General features: G+C 41.8%; 15 protein-coding genes. 9 read left to right on the forward strand and 6 right to left on the reverse strand.

The genetic code is table 11. The features are described 5' to 3' along the window. Nucleotides 1-62 precede the first annotated feature (62 nt). The 6 genes from GJB62_RS01075 to GJB62_RS01100 all read left to right on the forward strand — a co-directional run bounded on the left by GJB62_RS01075 (nt 63) and on the right by GJB62_RS01100 (nt 4,676). On the forward strand, nt 63-725 hold the full coding sequence (locus GJB62_RS01075; protein WP_114080125.1) for an ATP-dependent Clp protease proteolytic subunit: 663 nt from the start codon (nt 63-65) through the stop codon (nt 723-725). Nucleotides 726-850: 125 nt separating this feature from the next. After that, complete coding sequence (locus GJB62_RS01080) at nt 851-1,462, forward strand: ATP-dependent Clp protease proteolytic subunit (RefSeq protein ID WP_012407740.1); 612 nt, start codon at nt 851-853, stop codon at nt 1,460-1,462. Nucleotides 1,463-1,718: 256 nt separating this feature from the next. Continuing rightward, on the forward strand, nt 1,719-2,339 hold the full coding sequence (locus tag GJB62_RS01085; RefSeq protein WP_114080124.1) for a J domain-containing protein: 621 nt from the start codon (nt 1,719-1,721) through the stop codon (nt 2,337-2,339). Nucleotides 2,340-2,519: 180 nt separating this feature from the next. Continuing rightward, nucleotides 2,520-2,927 (forward strand): hypothetical protein, encoded by a 408-nt coding sequence (locus GJB62_RS01090; RefSeq protein WP_114080353.1) that lies wholly within the window; start codon nt 2,520-2,522, stop codon nt 2,925-2,927. Nucleotides 2,928-3,344: 417 nt separating this feature from the next. Then, nucleotides 3,345-4,118 carry a hypothetical protein gene (locus tag GJB62_RS01095; protein WP_114080123.1) on the forward strand — a complete coding sequence of 258 codons (774 nt, stop codon included), beginning with the start codon at nt 3,345-3,347 and terminating at the stop codon, nt 4,116-4,118. A gap of 189 nt (nt 4,119-4,307) precedes the next feature. Beyond that, nucleotides 4,308-4,676 (forward strand): hypothetical protein, encoded by a 369-nt coding sequence (locus tag GJB62_RS01100; RefSeq protein ID WP_114080122.1) that lies wholly within the window; start codon nt 4,308-4,310, stop codon nt 4,674-4,676. Nucleotides 4,677-5,283: 607 nt separating this feature from the next. On the opposite strand, the gene GJB62_RS01110 is transcribed toward GJB62_RS01100, so the two are convergent. The 3 genes from GJB62_RS01110 to GJB62_RS01120 all read right to left on the reverse strand — a co-directional run bounded on the left by GJB62_RS01110 (nt 5,284) and on the right by GJB62_RS01120 (nt 8,481). Beyond that, complete coding sequence (locus GJB62_RS01110; RefSeq protein ID WP_114080120.1) at nt 5,284-6,168, reverse strand: hypothetical protein; 885 nt, start codon at nt 6,166-6,168, stop codon at nt 5,284-5,286. 70 nt (nt 6,169-6,238) lie between these two features. Next, a complete protein-coding gene (locus tag GJB62_RS01115) occupies nt 6,239-6,832 on the reverse strand; it encodes a DUF1517 domain-containing protein (protein WP_114080119.1) in 594 nt (197 codons plus the stop codon). A gap of 74 nt (nt 6,833-6,906) precedes the next feature. Continuing rightward, on the reverse strand, nt 6,907-8,481 hold the full coding sequence (locus GJB62_RS01120; protein ID WP_114080352.1) for a pentapeptide repeat-containing protein: 1,575 nt from the start codon (nt 8,479-8,481) through the stop codon (nt 6,907-6,909). A gap of 69 nt (nt 8,482-8,550) precedes the next feature. Between GJB62_RS01120 and GJB62_RS01125 the strand changes: the two genes are divergently transcribed. Both GJB62_RS01125 and GJB62_RS01130 read left to right on the forward strand, forming a co-directional pair. Then, nucleotides 8,551-9,390 carry a prephenate/arogenate dehydrogenase gene (locus GJB62_RS01125; protein WP_114080118.1) on the forward strand — a complete coding sequence of 280 codons (840 nt, stop codon included), beginning with the start codon at nt 8,551-8,553 and terminating at the stop codon, nt 9,388-9,390. Between the two features lie 294 nt (nt 9,391-9,684). Further along, nucleotides 9,685-9,978 carry a hypothetical protein gene (locus GJB62_RS01130; RefSeq protein WP_114080117.1) on the forward strand — a complete coding sequence of 98 codons (294 nt, stop codon included), beginning with the start codon at nt 9,685-9,687 and terminating at the stop codon, nt 9,976-9,978. Nucleotides 9,979-10,110: 132 nt separating this feature from the next. Here the strand turns inward: GJB62_RS01130 and GJB62_RS01135 are convergent, their stop codons facing one another. Beyond that, nucleotides 10,111-10,623: a DUF3122 domain-containing protein gene (locus GJB62_RS01135; protein ID WP_245246063.1), complete on the reverse strand. Its 513-nt coding sequence runs from the start codon at nt 10,621-10,623 to the stop codon at nt 10,111-10,113. Nucleotides 10,624-11,188: 565 nt separating this feature from the next. Here GJB62_RS01135 and GJB62_RS01140 point away from each other — a divergent pair. After that, nucleotides 11,189-12,079, forward strand: a complete 891-nt coding sequence (locus GJB62_RS01140) for a polysaccharide deacetylase family protein (protein ID WP_245246064.1) — start codon at nt 11,189-11,191, stop codon at nt 12,077-12,079. An 8-nt stretch (nt 12,080-12,087) separates the two neighbouring features. Here GJB62_RS01140 and GJB62_RS01145 read toward each other — a convergent pair whose 3' ends face one another. Next, nucleotides 12,088-12,243, reverse strand: coding sequence for a hypothetical protein (locus GJB62_RS01145; protein ID WP_159402430.1), 156 nt, complete (start codon nt 12,241-12,243; stop codon nt 12,088-12,090). Between the two features lie 15 nt (nt 12,244-12,258). Beyond that, nucleotides 12,259-17,655, reverse strand: coding sequence for a translocation/assembly module TamB domain-containing protein (locus GJB62_RS01150; protein ID WP_114080116.1), 5,397 nt, complete (start codon nt 17,653-17,655; stop codon nt 12,259-12,261). Nucleotides 17,656-18,263 lie beyond the last annotated feature (608 nt).

An 18,263-nucleotide genomic window follows, 5' to 3' on the forward strand; every position in this document is an offset into this window, starting at 1 on the left:
GAAGCGTGCATCGCGCTAGGATGTATTACAGTTAACGGCATAGTTTCAGGCGATCAGTTGCTATGGACATTTCCCCAATCAAAGCTGTTCAAGCCCCATATTACGGCGATAGCTCTTACCGGACACCACCGCCAGATTTACCTTCCCTCTTATTGAAGGAGCGAATTGTCTATATTGGGATGCCACTGGTGCCTGCTGTCACGGAATTAATCGTGGCTGAGTTGCTGTTTTTGCAATCCGATGACCCAGAAAAGCCCATTAAAATCTATATCAACTCCACCGGTACATCTGGTTACAGTGGCGAACCCATTGGCTTTGAAACCGAAGCCTTTGCCATCTACGACACCATGAAATATATCAAGCCTCCTATCCACACCATCTGCGTCGGTTCTGCGATGGGTATGGCAGCCATGCTTCTCAGTGCTGGTACAAAAGGTTGCCGCGCTAGTTTGCCTCACTCTTCGATTATCCTGCATCAGCCCAAGAGCTACGCCCAAGGTCAAGCAACGGATATTCAAATTCGGGCAAGGGAAGTTTTGGTAAATAAAGGGGCGTTGGTTGATATTTTAAATCGCACCACCGGACAGCCTCCAGAAAAAATTGCTAAAGATATGGATAGGTTGTTATATCTAACACCTTACGAAGCAAAGGAATACGGTCTAATTGACCGAGTTTTTGAGAAAGAAGAACTCGCAAATCCCCCCCTTCCAGCCAGTGTCCTTTAATTTTTTCTTTGTCATTTGTCCTTTGTCCTTCGTCCTTTGTTAATAACCAATGACTAATGACCAATGACTAATGACTAATGACCAATGACTAATGACTAATAGACTAATTAAAAACGGAGTAAGTCATGCCTATAGGCGTTCCTAAAGTTCCTTACCGGATGCCCGGAGGACAATATACAGATTGGATTAGCATCTACGATCGCCTTTACCGGGAACGGATTATATTCTTGGGACGAGATATTGATGATGAAATTGCCAATCAAATAATTGCTGTAATGCTGTATCTGGACTCAGACGATCCAGGTAAAGATATTTATTTATACATCAATTCCCCAGGTGGAATGGTTACATCTGGCATGGCTATTTTTGACACCATGCAACATATAAAATCAGATGTAGTGACTATTTGCGTTGGTTTAGCTGCTTCAATGGGGTCTTTCCTGTTGGCTGCTGGCACCAAAGGTAAACGCCTAGCATTGCCTCATTCACGGATTATGATTCACCAGCCTTCAGGTGGAACCCGTGGACAAGCAACCGACATCGAAATTGAAGCTAGAGAGATTCTGCGGATTCGTCACCAGCTTAATGGCATTTATGCCGATAAAACCGGTCAGACCATAGCAAAAATTGAAAAAGATATGGATCGTGACTTTTTCATGTCTGCTGAAGAGGCTAAAGAATACGGTTTAATTGACCGTGTAATTGAAGAACGAACCTCTATAGTAGCAGGGGAGTAGGGAAGCAGGGGGAGCAGAGGGACAAGGGGACAAGGTGACAAGGTGACAAGGTGACAAAAGTTTAGAACTTACAATAAGTCTTTCCCCTTGTCCCCAATTCTCCTTGTCCCCAAGTCCTCTTCCCAATTCCCAAAACAAACTGTCAACATTGAACTTTAAAATAGAAAATTAGCCTTTATCATTAATAGTCCAGGCTTAAAGCTGATATTGACAGATAATAGCCGATAGCTAAATATTCGATAGCTCATAGCTCAAGATGGATCTTGGAGATTGCTACCGTTTGCTAGGTTTAAGATCGGGAGCTTCTTTTGCTGATATCAAAGCGTCTTATCGACGATTGGCGCAGCAATATCATCCCGATATCAACCCAGATGACAACAAAGCCAAAGATAAGTTTATTGCCTTGACAGAGGCTTACAAACTCCTGCTGACGGTAGTACTGCCAGAGGAAACTGCTGCACATTCAACTCAGGTGTCAACTGGGCGTGATGCTGCTAAGACAACGCAGCGACAGAAAACACCAGTTACAACGGTGGTAAACCAACAACCAGGGAAAGCAAAACCGCCTAATCTGTTGGAAATAGAAGAACGGCTGAAGTGGAAGACTTATGAACAATTGCAGCGATTTTTGCAAGAGAAACGATTTCCGCAAGCGATCGCACTAGTGGAAGCTTTAGCAGATCGTTTGTCAACAGATCCAGAAGTTCGCCAATGGCAAGCGATCGCTTATCAAATTTGGGGACGGGCGCTAATTTCCGAAAACCAATTGCTCAAAGCCAGAATTTATCTCAAAAAAGCTTTGAAAACAGACCCCCATAATAAAAGTCTCTGGTATGAAGTGCAACGCGATTTCCAACGTTTAGAACAAATTTTTTAAAGATTTACAAAATTTATTGAAAAGTTCTAACAGCAGGGGCAATTCATGAATTGCCCCTATCTGTAATTAAAATTTTCGGCTATTGTTTGCATAATTCCTAAGTTACTCGACGCGGAAAAAGCAGCAGCGTGTCCGGTTAAACTGATAAGGAAGAAAATAGCAGATTAGGCAGTGAATAACATAGTGCGGTTAGTTTTGACAGCAATATTGCTGATGCTAGTTACAGCCTGTGGCAGTATTGGATTGCTACCGACTAGCGAGTTAGTGCAAAAAGCGATCGCACTTGGGCTAGAGCAAACTCAACAAAAACTTAGCCAACAGTTGGATCTAGATTTTCAAGGATTTGAAATCAAGCGGCTATCAATTACCCAAGAACAACCCCTAACGATTGAAAATTTACCAGCTTTCCACGTTCGGGGAACCTACGACTTGATTCTCAAGCTACCAAAACGGCGCTTGACGCAACCAAAACAACCCTTTGATGTTTACTTGCAAATTCAGCAAGAAGGTAAAACTTGGCGATCGCTAATTCCAGAAAAGGGTAGTAAAAATACTCAACCAATTTGGCGTAGTTATCTCATCCAATAGAGACGGGGGAAAGGTTTGAATTGTCTCACTCTTTTCCCAAACTACAGGTTAAATTTTGTGTATCCTGTACCGTCGTCTTCTGCAAGAATTATAAAATCGAAGGATTCAACTAAGGCTTGAATCTTGTTGAATCATCTACTTGAAACTCTACAAAGCAGTATTGCATTATTTCTCTCTTCTTTGTTTCTAAGTAGTGGTTCATTTTATTTATTGTATATGTGCAACTCGAAAAACCATCACAATCATTACCTCTGCGACTTTCCAAGAAAAAGGTAGCAAAGAGACTTAACCTAATTAGCGTAGCTATATCATCCAAAAACTAGTGTGTGCAAATAGAAAAACCATCACAAGCATTTCCGTATAACTGCTGGGATATCGTCATGATCGAGATGATGGTTTCATCGGAGACAGGGCAAGATGTATATTAACTTTTTCATTAGTTCCATTGCTGGAATTGTGGTTGTGGTACTAGCGGCTTTTGGCTTACTGCAATGGTTGCACATCCCTGCTGGTAACTTTCTTGATTGGGTGATTGGTGGTGCAAGTTTTTGGTGGCTGTTGGTAATTGTTACCGTCCCGTGGAATGTACATTTTCAAGCCAAAGAAGTTTTAGCAGAAGCAGCACAATCAACTGAGAAAGGAATTCCAGTCGATGAGAAACAAGTGAAGTATGTCACATTGTTGGCGAAGCGATCGCTCTGGGTTGCCATTGCTTTACACTTATTTTCAGCCGTTGGTCTTTATACCCTTGCTACCACTGGTATTAGTACGGTGGGATATATAAGCTCTGGTGCAGCTTTGTTATTAACGATTCTGCGTCCAGCTATTCGAGCTTATGAGTATTTATATGCGCGGTTAGCGATGATTCGCCAAGAATGGAAGTATCCACGCGAAGATATTTTTGAATTGCGCGATCGCTTCTCGATATTGGAGCAAAAAATCCAGTCGTTGGAAGATCAACTCAACCCAGAACAACCCTATTCTTTACCCGCAACTCAACAACGCTTCGCCGAAGAGACTCGCAGAGATTTAGCTCGGATTGCAGCTAATTTTGAAGAATTACGGGCGACAAATCAAACTGAACATGAGCGTTTGGCAAGAGAAGCACGAACTGCGATCGCGCAACTTTCCACCGACGGGCAATTTCTCGATCATGTCCGCGAAATTATTCGATTTTTTAAGACCGCTTGATTATTGCTTTAATAACTGACCAAATTTTAAGTTTTGGATTGTGATAGTGAATATTCATCATCCAAAATTTAAAAAATGTCTTCAAAAAGGGTTAACTATACTCTACAACCAAAAGGAAAAGTTTGATATAAATTGCAGTAGTTCGGTATGCAATGTTTCTATATGTTGTAAAAAAGGAAAGAATTGCAAATGTTGGATTCTCTTCTCTTGTTTTTTATATTAGCCACAATTATTCCTTTTTTTATTGCTCAGATTATGCCGAACAGCAAGTGGCTAATAGGTTATGCTATTTGTTTTGGAACTTTTGCTATTTCTCAGTATTATAATCACTTAACAACGCCAATCGAGCAACGAGGAAATGGTTTTGTTTCCGCCTGGGCAATGATTGCGAATTATTTAATTAATACATCAGGAACTGTGGGAATAATCGACAGGGCTATTATATTAGCCTTTAAGTCAAGAGGGTATAAAATCAATATATGGTTCATAGTTAATATAATTTTTCTTGATTGGATGCTTGTTTACATAGCAGTATTGATAGTTAACATTCCTAAATAAATAGGCATTATTAAACAGAAAAAAAGGATTATCAGGACTAAAGTCCTTACTACAAACTTTAATTGATTTACGTCTAACGACTTAGTGAGTATCCCTTCATTTCTACTAATTTAAAATCCACTATTGAGGCTCATCATGTACCTAACTAGAACAGGAAAGGCTATAGTAAAGCTTACATAACTTCAGGAGTACTTACGGTGAATCAGATACAACTGACTTTAACTATTGGTTATCTGTTAATGACATTTTATTTTTTAATCAATTGGTTAATATTTGCTCTACGTCATCCTGCTTCCACTCCAGAAGATAAGTTTTTATCAGTTGTGATGTTTGTGGTAACAACTATCTTTTGGCCCCTAATGATTCCGATGTCTTGTTTAGAAATAGTTCAAAAAAAGCAAATAGACTTTAATCAAATGATTCCTGTTCTCTTAGCAATATTTATATTTAGTATTTCATATTATTTGACCGAATAATTCATAATTTTTCATCACAAATTGCATAGATATAAAGAGAAGCTGGAGGATTGACTTGTGACCCTCCGGCTTCTTTATGCAACACATTACTTTAACTTCTTAGGCAGTCTACTTATTAAATTGAAAATTTTCTAACGTCGTCTGCTGCCAAAACCACTTGAGCGGCGGGGTGCTGTACTACGTCCACTACCAAAACCACTGCCAGAATTGCGTCTGGTAGTGCTGGAATTACCAGAGGGTCGCAACGTACTACCACCAAAACCAGAACCAGAAGGACGGTTATTACCTGTAGTGCTACGCGGTGTATTGCGTATATTTGTATTTCCAGGATATGACCTTCTAATCGTCCCTGTATTGCGGAACGCAGTCCGATTTGTCACGGCTGCGGGTGGTGCATTATAGCGACTTTGGTAGTTTTGAACTGCTTGGCCATAGCTTCCGCCATATCCACCGAAACCACTTAATCCTTGACCTGATTGATAGACAGGGGGTACATAATACTGGGGTCTAAACAACATACTACCAATTGCCTGTCCCGCCAAGCTACCAGCCACAGACCCAGCAAATGGTGCCCAGAAGCTATTTTCTCGACGGACTACAACCGTCTCTTGTTGTCCTGTTTGGGGATTGGTTTTATTCTCGGTAACGTTGTGGACGTAATCTATTTTAAAGTCTTCCGTTAGATATAAAATCGGTTGTCCTTTTTCTACCTTCAGATAGGTCTTCTTACCTTGCTTGATTTCATCATCAGTTAACCGTGCCATTTGCAAATTTTCGGTTGCAAAGGTTGGGGGATTATTGTTAAGTAAAAACAAGCTGTATTCACCAGTTGCATCGTCATAAGTAGCTTGTTGTATTTTATACTCTCCATCACTCAGCTTTGTGTTAGTAGAGCTTTGGCTAACGTTCTTAGCGGGAGGAGTAGTTTCGTTTCCCCCACCACAAGCGACAGTTGTGACACACAAACTCAGAGCTAAAAAAACGGCTGTAAATTTACGTACTATGGTCATGATCATTGGATTATTGTCCTATCTCTGAGCTTAACAATTTCTCGATGTGAGTAGTAAGTACGGACTACCCAACATATTATAAAGGAATCAATTCTGGGTAATATTGCAACAGTTGATCGCTAGTGAGTTCATCGCCTAACTGTGCTGGGGAGAAATGCACCTGGATTGCCTTTAATCTATGTTTATAATGCAAATTTATCAATGCTTTCAATCCTTCCTTGAGCGCCTGAACGTTAGAAAGATCGGTTTCTAACTCTGGCACTTCTCCTTCATAAGCTACTGTAATCATTACAATGACGTTGCGAGTTACAGGTATAGATAAAGGTTCATTCAATCCAGAGTCAGAACTGTAATCTGGTTCACTGAGATATCTTTCGGCAGAGTCAGTAAATAATTCATTAACATAATCTCCTGCCTCGCCTTCACTCCAAAATACGTCGCCTTCGTTGGCAGCAGAAAGCCAATATTCATCATATTGCAGAAGAGTTTGGCTAATTTCTACCAATCCTTCTCCCAAAACTTCTAAGTCGCCATCGGCATCGATCGCATCTCGCCCAGCGCTATTTAATACTCCCAAAATTGGCGCTACCTCGCCTCCCCCCAAGTGCAGAAATAGGCGAAAGACTACATAGCGAGTTCGACCGATCATTTTATTAAAAAGATTGCTCATTTTTCCTCCAAAATTTTGTCATTTGTCATTTGTCATTCGTCTAATAATTAATTCCCATTCCCCATTCCCCATTTTTAATGACTAATATAGTGAAATCCTTTGACGAAATCTATAACCATACTTGACGAAGGTAAGATGTATTTTGTCGGTTCATTAGATATATCATCATAAGTTGAAGCATTAAGAGCAGAGCGATTAATAAATCTTTTCCCAAAGTTGGGATGGTCATGGACAATCAATGTGTGGGCGCTAGAATTTGTTAAAACTATTTGAGTTGGGGCTTTACAAAAATTTAACTTTGTGGCGACTTCAATATTTTTTTTCGTCTGTTTAATTGTTGCCGCCTGACTCATAGCTTGTTCTAGAAGAATATTTAATTGTTTCACAATTAGGGGCGATTTTGGCAATTTTAAATCTTGATTTGCAACAACTTCACTGTTAATCATTTCCACGACACTGGAAATATTATTTTGAGTAGATGCAGCATCTAAAAAGGGAAGAATCACAATGTAAGCAGTGGAAAATAATGCTTCGTCGCTATCTGCATAAAATGTGAAAACAGTTCGACGACGACCACTTTCGATGCTTGGGGGTTGTTTTAGTATCCGGTATTCTTGAGCAATTTGATAGTAAGCGCCTGCGATCGCAAAATTGGCTTCGTGTTCTAAGGCTGCATCAACAATAATGCGGATTGTGGGCGGTGTCTCGTTAAAAAAGTCTCGTGAGTCTTCGGAATGGAACTTTTGGATAATGGAGCGATCGCCAGCTGGACTAAGATCGACCCATTCACAAATCATACCTTCGGTTTTTAAACCAAACCTGGAGGTGGCGTAAAGCTTGGCCCCAGTTAATGTTGCTCCAGTTAAATCAGCACCAATCCATTCCGCCCTAATTAATTTTGCCTGAGTTAAATCGGCGTGGATAAAAATTGTATTCGTTAAATTCGCATTGGTTAAATCTGCGCCAATTAAAGTAGCTCCGCTCAATTTTGCGCCGCTCAAGTCTGCCCAACGGAGGTTCGCCCCGCTCAAATCTGCCCAACGGAGGTTCGCTCCACTCAAATCTGCTCCGCTCAAGTTGGCATGGCTAAGATTTGCTTGTCTGAGTTCAGTATCTCGCAAATTTGCACCACTGAGATCGCAACGACTGAGATCACTGGCATTTAAGTTAGCCATCTCTAAATTTGCTCCCGTCATAGAAGCGCCTCTCAAGACACTCTCACTCAAGTTAGCGTGGCGGAGATTCGCTTGGCGGAGTGTTGCCTCTCGCAAATCAGCACTGGTGAGGTCAGCCTCCGATAGGTCAGCGCGACTGAGGTCTGCGCGAATTAACTCAGCGCGAATCAATAAGGCTCCTTTAAGTTGAGCGCGGCTGAGATCGGCTCGAATCAAATTAGCGACGTTGAGACTAGCGTTATTTAAGATGGCGTTGGATAGATTCACGCCACTGAGTCTGGCTACATTCAGCTTGGCATTGCTCAAGTTAGCTTCGCTCAGATTCGCGCCACTGAGGTTAACTATACTCAAATTAGCATCGCTAAGATTCACGCCACTGAGTTTGACCCCACTCAGATTAGCTTCCGCAAGGTCAATACCACTAAAGTTTAAGACTCCTGCTGCGTACTTTTCTAGTAATTCCTCTACAGTCATCGATGCTACCCCTTGGATGCCAACTTTAATAGTTGGTAAAGTCATAAAAACGGAATGTCAAAATTAAAAATGAATATTGGGATTTTAGGGTTGGGATTGATCGGCGGATCTTTGGGTTTTGATTTGCGATCGCAAGGACATCATATCTTAGGAGTCAGTCGCCGTGAATCTACCTGTCAAAAGGCAGTTGCTATCGGCAGTGTTGATGAAGCATCAGTTGATCTGAGTCTGTTAGCAGCCGCAGAGGTTGTATTTATTTGTACACCTCTAGCGCTTATTGTGCCCCAATTGGAGCAAATGATCGCTCATTTGTCTACAGCTACCATTGTGACTGACGTGGGTTCAGCAAAAGCAGAGATAGTCAAAGCGATTTCTCCCCTTTGGGATAATTTTATCGGCGGTCATCCAATGGCGGGAAGAACAGATAGTGGCATAGAAGCTGCACAACGGAATTTATTTGTTGATAAACCTTATGTATTAACACCGACAGCTACAACGCCTACTAGTGCAATTGCGGTTGTAGAAGAAATTGTGCGATCGCTAGGAGCTAATATCTACTATTGTCAACCAGAGCAACATGACCGCGCTGTTAGTTGGATTTCCCATTTACCTGTAATGGTCAGTTCCTCATTGATTGCTGCTTGTTTGAGTGAAACTGACCCCGATGTTTTGGAACTAGCTCAAAAGTTAGCTAGTTCAGGTTTTCGGGATACCAGCCGTGTGGGTGGCGGGAATCCAGAGTTGGGCGTGATGATGGCGCGGTATAATCGTGAAGCATTGCTGCGATCGCTGCAACAGTATCGTCACAATCTTGATGAATTAACTAATTTAATTGAGCAAGAAAATTGGACAGTTTTAGAGCAAAAGTTGAAATCAACAGGTAAGGCACGACCTGATTTTGTTGATTAGAATTCAGGGATCAGGAGTCAGAATTTAGAAGTCAGAATGGGCTAAACCCTAGCTATCCGCTAACAGGAGTCGGAGATTCAGACCAGTGACTGAATTGTTGCACCACCAATTTTTCTTGTTTTGTGGGGATGCAAAAACGCCGATTATTCAGCCGTTTTTTCGCTCAGAATTAATTCTGAATTCTGACTCCTGGCTCCTGAATTCTGTTCGATAAAATCTTTAAAAAAATGCTACTTAACAGTTTGACAGTCACCAAACCGATGTACTATACAGATAAATTTACAAAAATCAACAATGGTAGAACGTCCAATCAAAAAATCGGAACGTCAGTCCCAAGCAAATACTGACAGCAATTCCGAAAATAAGGATTCTATAACTCCTATTGAATCCAACCCCAAAAGCTCAAAACCGAGCCGTAACCGCTCGTCTGACAAAGGGAAAAAAGCATCTTACGGAGATGAAAACAGGCAGCAGGGGAATCCTGCTCTAGCGCGTGGTCCAAAACCCGTTAAACCTCCAGTCGCCAAAGTCCAAACAGAAGAACTGGAAACCGAATCGGAAACTATCCCTGAGGAGTCTCAAGACTAACATTACTCCTGCGTGTGATATGGGAGGCTTTAACTCGTCGTTATAAGTATATGAAGACAGGATTTCTGCCTCCGCAGGCAGTAATTATGCCCCCCATCACCATTGGGTTATTTTTATATTGAAATGCTGTTACTAATCAATTTCTGTAACTAGCCATTGCCACTCAGTGACTACAGTGTTGGATATGTTGAGAACCAATTGCTGTCCATTAGAGAGAGGCACATAGACTTTGAGCGCATCAGTTGTTGGCAATTTCGGTAAGATATCAGTTAAGTTATATTCCCCCACATTGGGAACGGGTGCAGTTAAAGAGTATGCATCCGATGCACTAAGTAATTTTCCGGCTACTGTCTCAATCAACAATGGTTGGGGATGAGCAATTTCAACGACACCCGGAAAAGCAACTAAGCGTAACCGTAAATCTTTTACTGCACTGGTGTAATTCTGTTTGAACAGCAATACTTGCCAAGCATATCCTTTTTCATCTTTGACAGATACTTGTGAGTGGTAGCGCAAGATACCGGGAGAATCATGATGTTGACGCAACAGTGCTTGCGCTGACTCCACACCCAATCCACATCCAGTTAATGTTAAAAACACTATTAAGGCACAACGCCAAAAATATTGTTGAAATTTTCGCTTCATCTAACACATTTTACAGCAGAATTTAGAAGCAGAGCCGAAGAAACTCCACCAAGATGTCAGAACTAACTCTCAAAGCAACAATTTTAGTCTAAAGCCTGCGGTGTATGCTGGGAGAAATAGCGATGTCTACGCCGACCTATCCTTAAGCATAATTTAGCTAACTTTCTTAGTTTAGCTGGTGTGTGCGAAGTCTTGGTTCTATTGGTCAACTCTGCCTTAGCATTTCTCCTGGTCATGGTTATACTGCCATCATTGCAGCTTTTATTGGTTGGTTAAACCCATCAGGTATTATTTTATCCAGTCTTCTTATGGCACTTTTGTAAGTAGGCAGCAAATTAGTACAGATTAAATTAAGACTTCCTTTAGCTTTAGCTAGGATGTTTCAAGGTATTTTATTCTTTTTTCTTTTAGCAGTAGATATATTAATTTACAACCGAGTACGAGTGATATAAGTGGTGAGTAGGGAAGCAAGGAGCAGGGGGAAAATTCCTCTCCTCTCCTCTGCACCCTTCCTCTCTGCCTTTTCTTCCCCATGCCCAACAGCTAATATTTAAGGAGATTTAATGTGTCTAATCGTAAATTATCGCCGTTTCTAAAGGTAGTAACTATTGCATTGCTTGCTGGTGTAAGTAGTGTAGGTATCAGTCTGCTTGCAGGCACAACTAAGCCAAAAGGTGAGAATGCTAAAACAAATTTAGGTAAGGCAATGAGTGCAGATGCACAGTCTATCACCTCAGCTACAGACCAGATGAATGAAGTGCCAAAGACTTTTCAGGGAACAATTGTTTATCAAGCAAAACTAAAAGCAAATGAGAAAGTCATTGCCCTAACTTTTGATGATGGCCCTGGCCCAAAAAATACGGCACAGATTTTAGAAATTTTGAAGAAAAATAATATTAAAGCGACATTCTTTATGCTTGGGCAAATGGTGAAATATTTTCCCCAAGTTGCCAAGCAAGTGGCTGCTGATGGTCACGTAATTGGTAATCATACATGGCATCATTGGTATTTTAAAATGGATGAAGCGACTGCGGCTAGTGAAATTGACCGCACAGCAGATATTATTTACAAGACGACTGGAGAGAAAACGACTCTGTTTCGTCCCCCTGGAGGCTTTCTGAATAATGGACTAGCCCAATATGCCAGAAATGAGAAGTACGCTGTCATGATGTGGTCAGAACAGTCGGGAGATGCTGAACGTCATTCGCCTCAAGTGCCAATGCTAGTTAAAAATGTGCTGAAATATGCAAAGCCAGGTGCAATCGTACTTTTGCACGATGGGGGCGGTAATCGTTCTAAATCTGTCAAAGCTTTACCAGAAATGATTGCAGGTTTGAAGGCTCAAGGCTATCGATTTGTGACAATTCCCCAATTGCTGGAAATGCAAGCCCAAGAAGAAAGTACAGTAACGCCAGTATCAGCTGTAGTCACAAATCATGAACACCCAGACCATTAGTTTAATCATTAGTGACAAACTAAACTATTGGGCAACAATGTTATTGTCTCGGCTGGCAATGCCATTGCATCGACTGACAATGCTATTGTATCGGCTAGCAATGCCATTGCATCGACTGGCAACGCTATTGCATCGATTGACAATGCTATTGTATCGGTCTGCATTAACATTGCAGCAATCTAAAATCGAGTTTCATACTGAACTTGGAATAGATTTTCATCCCCTAAATTAGTTGAGCCTCGCATCAAAATTTCATCATTGAGTCGATAAAGGACGTTATAACGGAAAGACTCATCGCTAGAAAGAGGGCGTGATAAAGAAGCAGAGAAATTTCTATTAATATTAAACACACCTTCTGCTGATAAATTCAGAACTGAAGCTGTCTTTGTTTCATTACTAGTAGTAGGGGTAGGGAATATCCGAAATTCGCTGAAACCAACAGCTTGTCCGATCGCAGTAATAGTTCCTTGTAAACCACCTAAAATGGTAGAACTAGCGAAATTAGTCAGTCCTTGTCCTGCATCTGCTTGACCGAAAGAACCAAGAATCGAGCCACCTAGCAAAGCAACTATTTCTCCTTTACTACGGCTAGGTTCACTTGTCAGTTCCAGATTGTCGCCCAATTCACTCGCTGGCCCGTCCACTCTTGCTTGAACGCGAACGGTACGTAAAGTACCGAAGTTAGTCGCAGAAACATCGCTGATTTCAGCAGACAATGGTGATTCCAAAATTCGGCTGTTCGTTGCTGATGCTTCCGGTACGATCGCAGTAAGCCGAACATCCAAAGTAGGGTCAAGTCCTTGGCTTGGAGTAAACCGCGCAGTTTGTTCGTAGCCTCGCGCTAAAGCAAACTCAGTAGAAAATAAGCTCAGTCGTCCTCCTGTCAAACGAATCAATCCTTCAGGAAGTGGCTTGGCTAATGTACCATTGATGGTCAAGTCGCCTTTTGCCTCAAAGTTCAGTATGGGCTGACTTAATGCGGCTCCTCCTGGTACAAAGCTTAGTAGGGATTCAGTGGTAACACGAACATTGTCATCTAGACTCAACCTTAAATCTGCAAACTCTACAGGTAAATTGGGTGGAGTTGCTGCGGTGTTAGCATTATTATCTGGTTTAGTAACTCCGCTAGCGCTACTCTCTGCTGTAGTCACTGCGCTAGCGTTACTTTGGGCTGTAGGTGTAGCATTAGCGTTAACCTGTTCTCTATTTAGATTTATGACGTTAGTGTTAGCTTCTGTTGTAGCTGCTGATTTTTTCTTAGCAGTATTTCCAATAATCACTCGACCATCACTTAGCCGAATCTCTCCACCAATTACGGGTTTTAAGGCTGTTCCGCGAATTACAGCATTGCCGCCGACACCGCCTTCATACAATCCTGCAAGCTTAAAGTTGAGTTTGTCTGCTATTGATATTGTCAGGGGATTCGCTGTGGCTGGCTGAGGATTGAGAATTGGCAAGATACCTGATGCAGTTATTTGCCCTTCATTGTAAAGAGCTTGAATGTTGTTAACACTCACCGTACTACCATTAAATTGTGCTGTCCCTGTCACATTCGTTAGGGGTTCAGATAAAGCTTGAGCGCTAATAGTTGCATTGTTAACTGTGGCGTTTCCATTAATAATTGGTTCGTTTAAAGTACCCTGAACATTTAAATTTACTTGTCCTTGACCGTCTACCCAAGTTACTTGATTATTGGTAAGCAGATTTAACAATGCCAATCCTTCATTGTTCACATCGGCGTTGATGCTGATTTGATTGCTATCTGGTTGCACCTCGGCAAATGGTAATGCCGCAGGTACGCTACCTGTAATCGTAACTGGTTGTGTTCCTGTGACTAGTAGGGTACTGTCGAAATTCAAACGAGCATTGTTGTAGTCAAAATTCACCTGTCCACTTTGTACAGGTTGCTGGTTGAGAGTTGCATTCGCCAGTGTCACATTCCCTTGCGCTCTGGGATCTTGTAAACTACCTCCTAATGTGGCATCAGCATTTAGATTACCAGTGATATCTATGGGATATCTTTCTATAAAAGGTTGTAAAAGTGATAAAGGCAGACTTGCTACATTCAACTTTCCAGATAGCTGTTCAGTTCCTAACTGCCCCGAAAATGCCACCAGTCCTTGATTTATCCCAATACTCAAGGGCGAAAGTGTGACGATTCCATCGGCAAAATTGCCTTGAGCAACGACTTGATTAATGGAATATTCACCCCATTTCCAGTTCGCACCTTGGAAATTAAAGCCGACATTCAACCCAGACTTTAATGAGCCATTAGCTGTAATTCCTCCGCTCAAAGCACCCGTTAATTCTGCAAGGGTAGGTAAAGATAAGTCTCTTTTTGCCTCTACTTGCTGTTGTTGTGTTATCGATGTTGCAATTTTTGAAAAATATACAAGCTGGGTGAGCAAATCTGCATTGGGCAAACTGATAGGGTTGGTATCAAGTACTTCTGCTCCAGCCAACGTTGGAGGCTGCAACCCTGTACCAAGGTCTTTAAAGTCGAAGATATTAAATGCTTGTAAAAGTCTCTCAATTCTGGCTTGGTCTAAGTTAGCTTGGAATTGAAATTGCGGGTCATTCCCTGTTTGCACATTTCCACTTAAAGCGATGTTGCTATCTCCAATCCGCAATAGACCATTAGCCAAGCTAGCAGTGCCATCAGCATAATTGATGCTGCCGCGAAATTCGTCTGCTGCAACTCTGGCAACACGAGGCCCTGCGATCGCAACGTCTCCCGCAACTGCATAATTATTAAGATTGACAACTAAATTTCCTGATAATTGCCCCCCTAAAGGTTTCAACTGATTGTTTGGTAAAAAGCCCCCAATCAAAGCTATCGGAAACTGTTGGGCGTTGATGAGTAAGTTCTCTCCTTCGGTTCTACCTGTAGTAACTGCCTCATCCCGCTTGACTAAAAATGAAGTTGGACGATAATCTGCACCCAGGTTAAGCGCAATCCTGTCTTGCTTCCCGGCTAATCGCAGACTTGCTCCCTGTCCTCCCTGAAAATTCACGTTTCCAGTTAAAAGCGGGTCAAAGGCTAAATTACTAACCTGGAAATTCCGCAGCCGAATATTACCATTGGCTTGCGGTACATCTGGAGTACCTGTAACTTTTCCCTTAAAATCAAGTACCCCTGCTAACGCTACGTCACCAGGAACTTGAAAACCAGTATTTTTTAAGTTGAAATTCTGTGCCAGTACATTTAAATCAAATCCCGCAATTTTAGGTGCGCCTGTTGGTGGAGACTGAATTGCGATCGCACCATTAGCACTCAATCCTGGGGTACTTGCGTTTTCAACTATAATCTGCTGTCCATTCCACTGAAATTGAGCCGTTAGCGGTTTTGCCAGTAGCGCTACTCCTTGAGAAAGGCGGATTTGCCCGGCAGCGCGAATATCTGCAAGCTGGAAAGATTCTGTTGTGCCTGCTAACTGAATATTGCTATTGAGCCGTCCTCGCAGTTGTGGTGAGAAACGGTTGAGTTGAATTTGAGAAGTTTTGACAACTCCTTGCCAGCGTTGTTGTGCAAGTTGACCTTGAGCCACAATTGTCCCGCCTGCCACGTTCAACACCGCACCTGGTAACAGGATATTCTCTCCTTGTTTAGCAACAACAACCCTTGCGTTAGTGGGATAGGTAGCTGTAGGCGCTTGCACCTGCGCTACTGCTTGCAGGTTGCTCAGAGTGCCGGAGATATTGGCATTTGCCGATATATTCCCAATGGTAATGCCGGGTGAGGATTTGTATGCTTTTGCGATCGCATCACCTGGTAAATTTTGGGCTTGTACATTCAACGCTACCCTACCTTGGGGTGCAAGCTGAAGTTGACCGCTAGCTATTACTTGTCCTCCCACCTCTGGATTTGCTTGAACGCGAGCCACATTGACATTTAAGGGTGTACCTAGCGATCCAAAAACTTTAGCGTTCGCAGATATACCACCAAGATTCAGCGGAGTTGAAATATTGTAACCTTGAGCGATCGCATTTCCTGGTAAACCTTGAGCTTGAATACCTATATTTACTTGACCTTGGGGAGCGAGTTGAATTTGACCACTGGCTGTAATTCGCCCCCCTGTTGGCGGCGTTACCTGAACACTGGAAACATCAAGGTTCAACGGCTGTTTGCCAAGTGAGCCAGAGACTTCTGCTTTTGCCGAGACATTTCCAACTGCGATCGGTAAACTAACGCCATAGCCACGCGCTAATATATCCCCGGATACTCCGTCAACTTGAGCATTAAATTTTACGTCGCTTTTGGCTCCCAAATTAGCTTGACCGCCTCCTGTGATTTGACCACCTGCTGCGGGGACTATTTTCAAATTAGAGACAGCAAGTTGAGATGCCGTTTGAGAAACATTCAAGCGGAAATCAGTGTTGACAGCTTTGAAGAGAACGCGGTCAACTTGAATAGGTTTTGTGTTGCTTACTGTACCGCTAACAACTGGTTTCTGAAGTGCGCCTAACACCTGAATATTTGCTTGAATTTCGCCACTAGCTGGGACTGACGAATTTACATTCAATGTATCTAAAATATTTTTAGCACTAACTGGTTTTATCTGAGCAGAGACATTAAAACCAGTTTGAGTATTAATTGTTCCATTAGCCAGAATGGGAACTTTGCCAAAGTTCGTACTCAAATTTTCTAAAGCAACTGTCTGACCTTGAAATGAAAATCTCCCATTAAAATTAGAAACTTGCTGAGGGATATTTTTAATTTTGGCAGTGATTTGATTAGCAGTAGCATTTCCTGTAATCGCTATATCTGATAGTTTGGGTGGAATCTGAACTGCTAAGTCAGCATTTAAATACCCTGCTTGCAAGGCAATTGGTAACTCAATTAATCGACTAATATCAGATGCTTGTAAATTTTGTGTTGAAAGGTTGAGGCTAGTTATTTGAGCTTTTACTTGGGTTTCACCAGCGATTTTTACTCCACCTCCCCTAGCGAGTTGAGCATTGATGTCATAACCAATCCTTTGATTTTGATCAAAAAATCGGGCAACACCACCAACTTGATTTAATATTACTGAACCTTTCGGTCTAGTTGGTGCGGCGAACGGCATCAACTCTACATTTCCATCTTGAATCTGAAGTGTTTGCAACTCTGTTTGAATAGCACCTTTTCCTTCCCCAGCCTTGACTTGGGCTGTAACCCAACGACCATCTCGATCCTGTTGGATGTAGACATTGGGCTGAACTAAGGTTACATTTAATGTCAGTTTTCGAGTTAGGAGAACTTGCAAGGGCGAAAACTGCACATCCAAGGCTTTTGCTACCACCTGGTCTGCATCTGTGGTAGTTGCTGGTATGGATAAAGAGCTAAATCTTAAACTAGAGAGCGAAAAACGTTCAACTTTCCCTACTTTTACTGGTCGCCCAAGCAATTGTTCGAGATTTTGCTGCACTAATGGCGCTAAATCCTTATATACATAGCTTCTAGCCCACCAAGCACCGATTGCAATTCCAACCAGCAAAACGACACCGAGAGCCAAACTGGTACGTCCCAAGAGGAGGAGCCATAAACGAGGATTAGATGGTTCCTGATTATTTTTTGAATTTGGAGAGCGCGTCATTATCGTTACTAGTACCAGTACTTTTTTCTGGAGTGAGCCGAGAGACAGGCTAGTACCGCAAGGCGGAATTAAAAATTAAAAATTAAAAATTAAAAATGAATACAGCGTAGGCAATTCGTTGATTTGGAAAGGGTGGTTTATTTACGCCGTGCTGTACTAGCCTCAGTTGTATCAGTAAGTTACAAACTATGGTTTCATAATATGAAGACTTTCGCAAGAACTTTGCGGCAGGCTAATTCTATTCTCCAGGAAAAGCTGCCCCAATGAGACGCTTTCTAAATGTTTCATATTATTCCATAATCTTGCATAATTCCTGAATATATTTTGTGACAACTCCTGTATATACAACCCTGGTTAGAAAATTAAAACTCTGTATAATCTAACTTAATATAGATGACAGAAAGTAATTTTAAATTTAAGAGCAATCTAGAGTTGAATGAAATTCCTGAAGCTAGATTTAGATTCCCCTTTCTTGAAGAAATCGGGCATTTGGGCAGCAATTTTACTCAATTAATACTAATTTTATGTATAGTGACATTAGGCTGAATCTATTTAGACAAATTATGGATTACAGCTTAATCATGGTGGTTTAAATAATTGAAAAAAGT

Source organism: Nostoc sp. ATCC 53789 (assembly GCF_009873495.1).
Classification (GTDB): domain Bacteria; phylum Cyanobacteriota; class Cyanobacteriia; order Cyanobacteriales; family Nostocaceae; genus Nostoc; species Nostoc muscorum_A.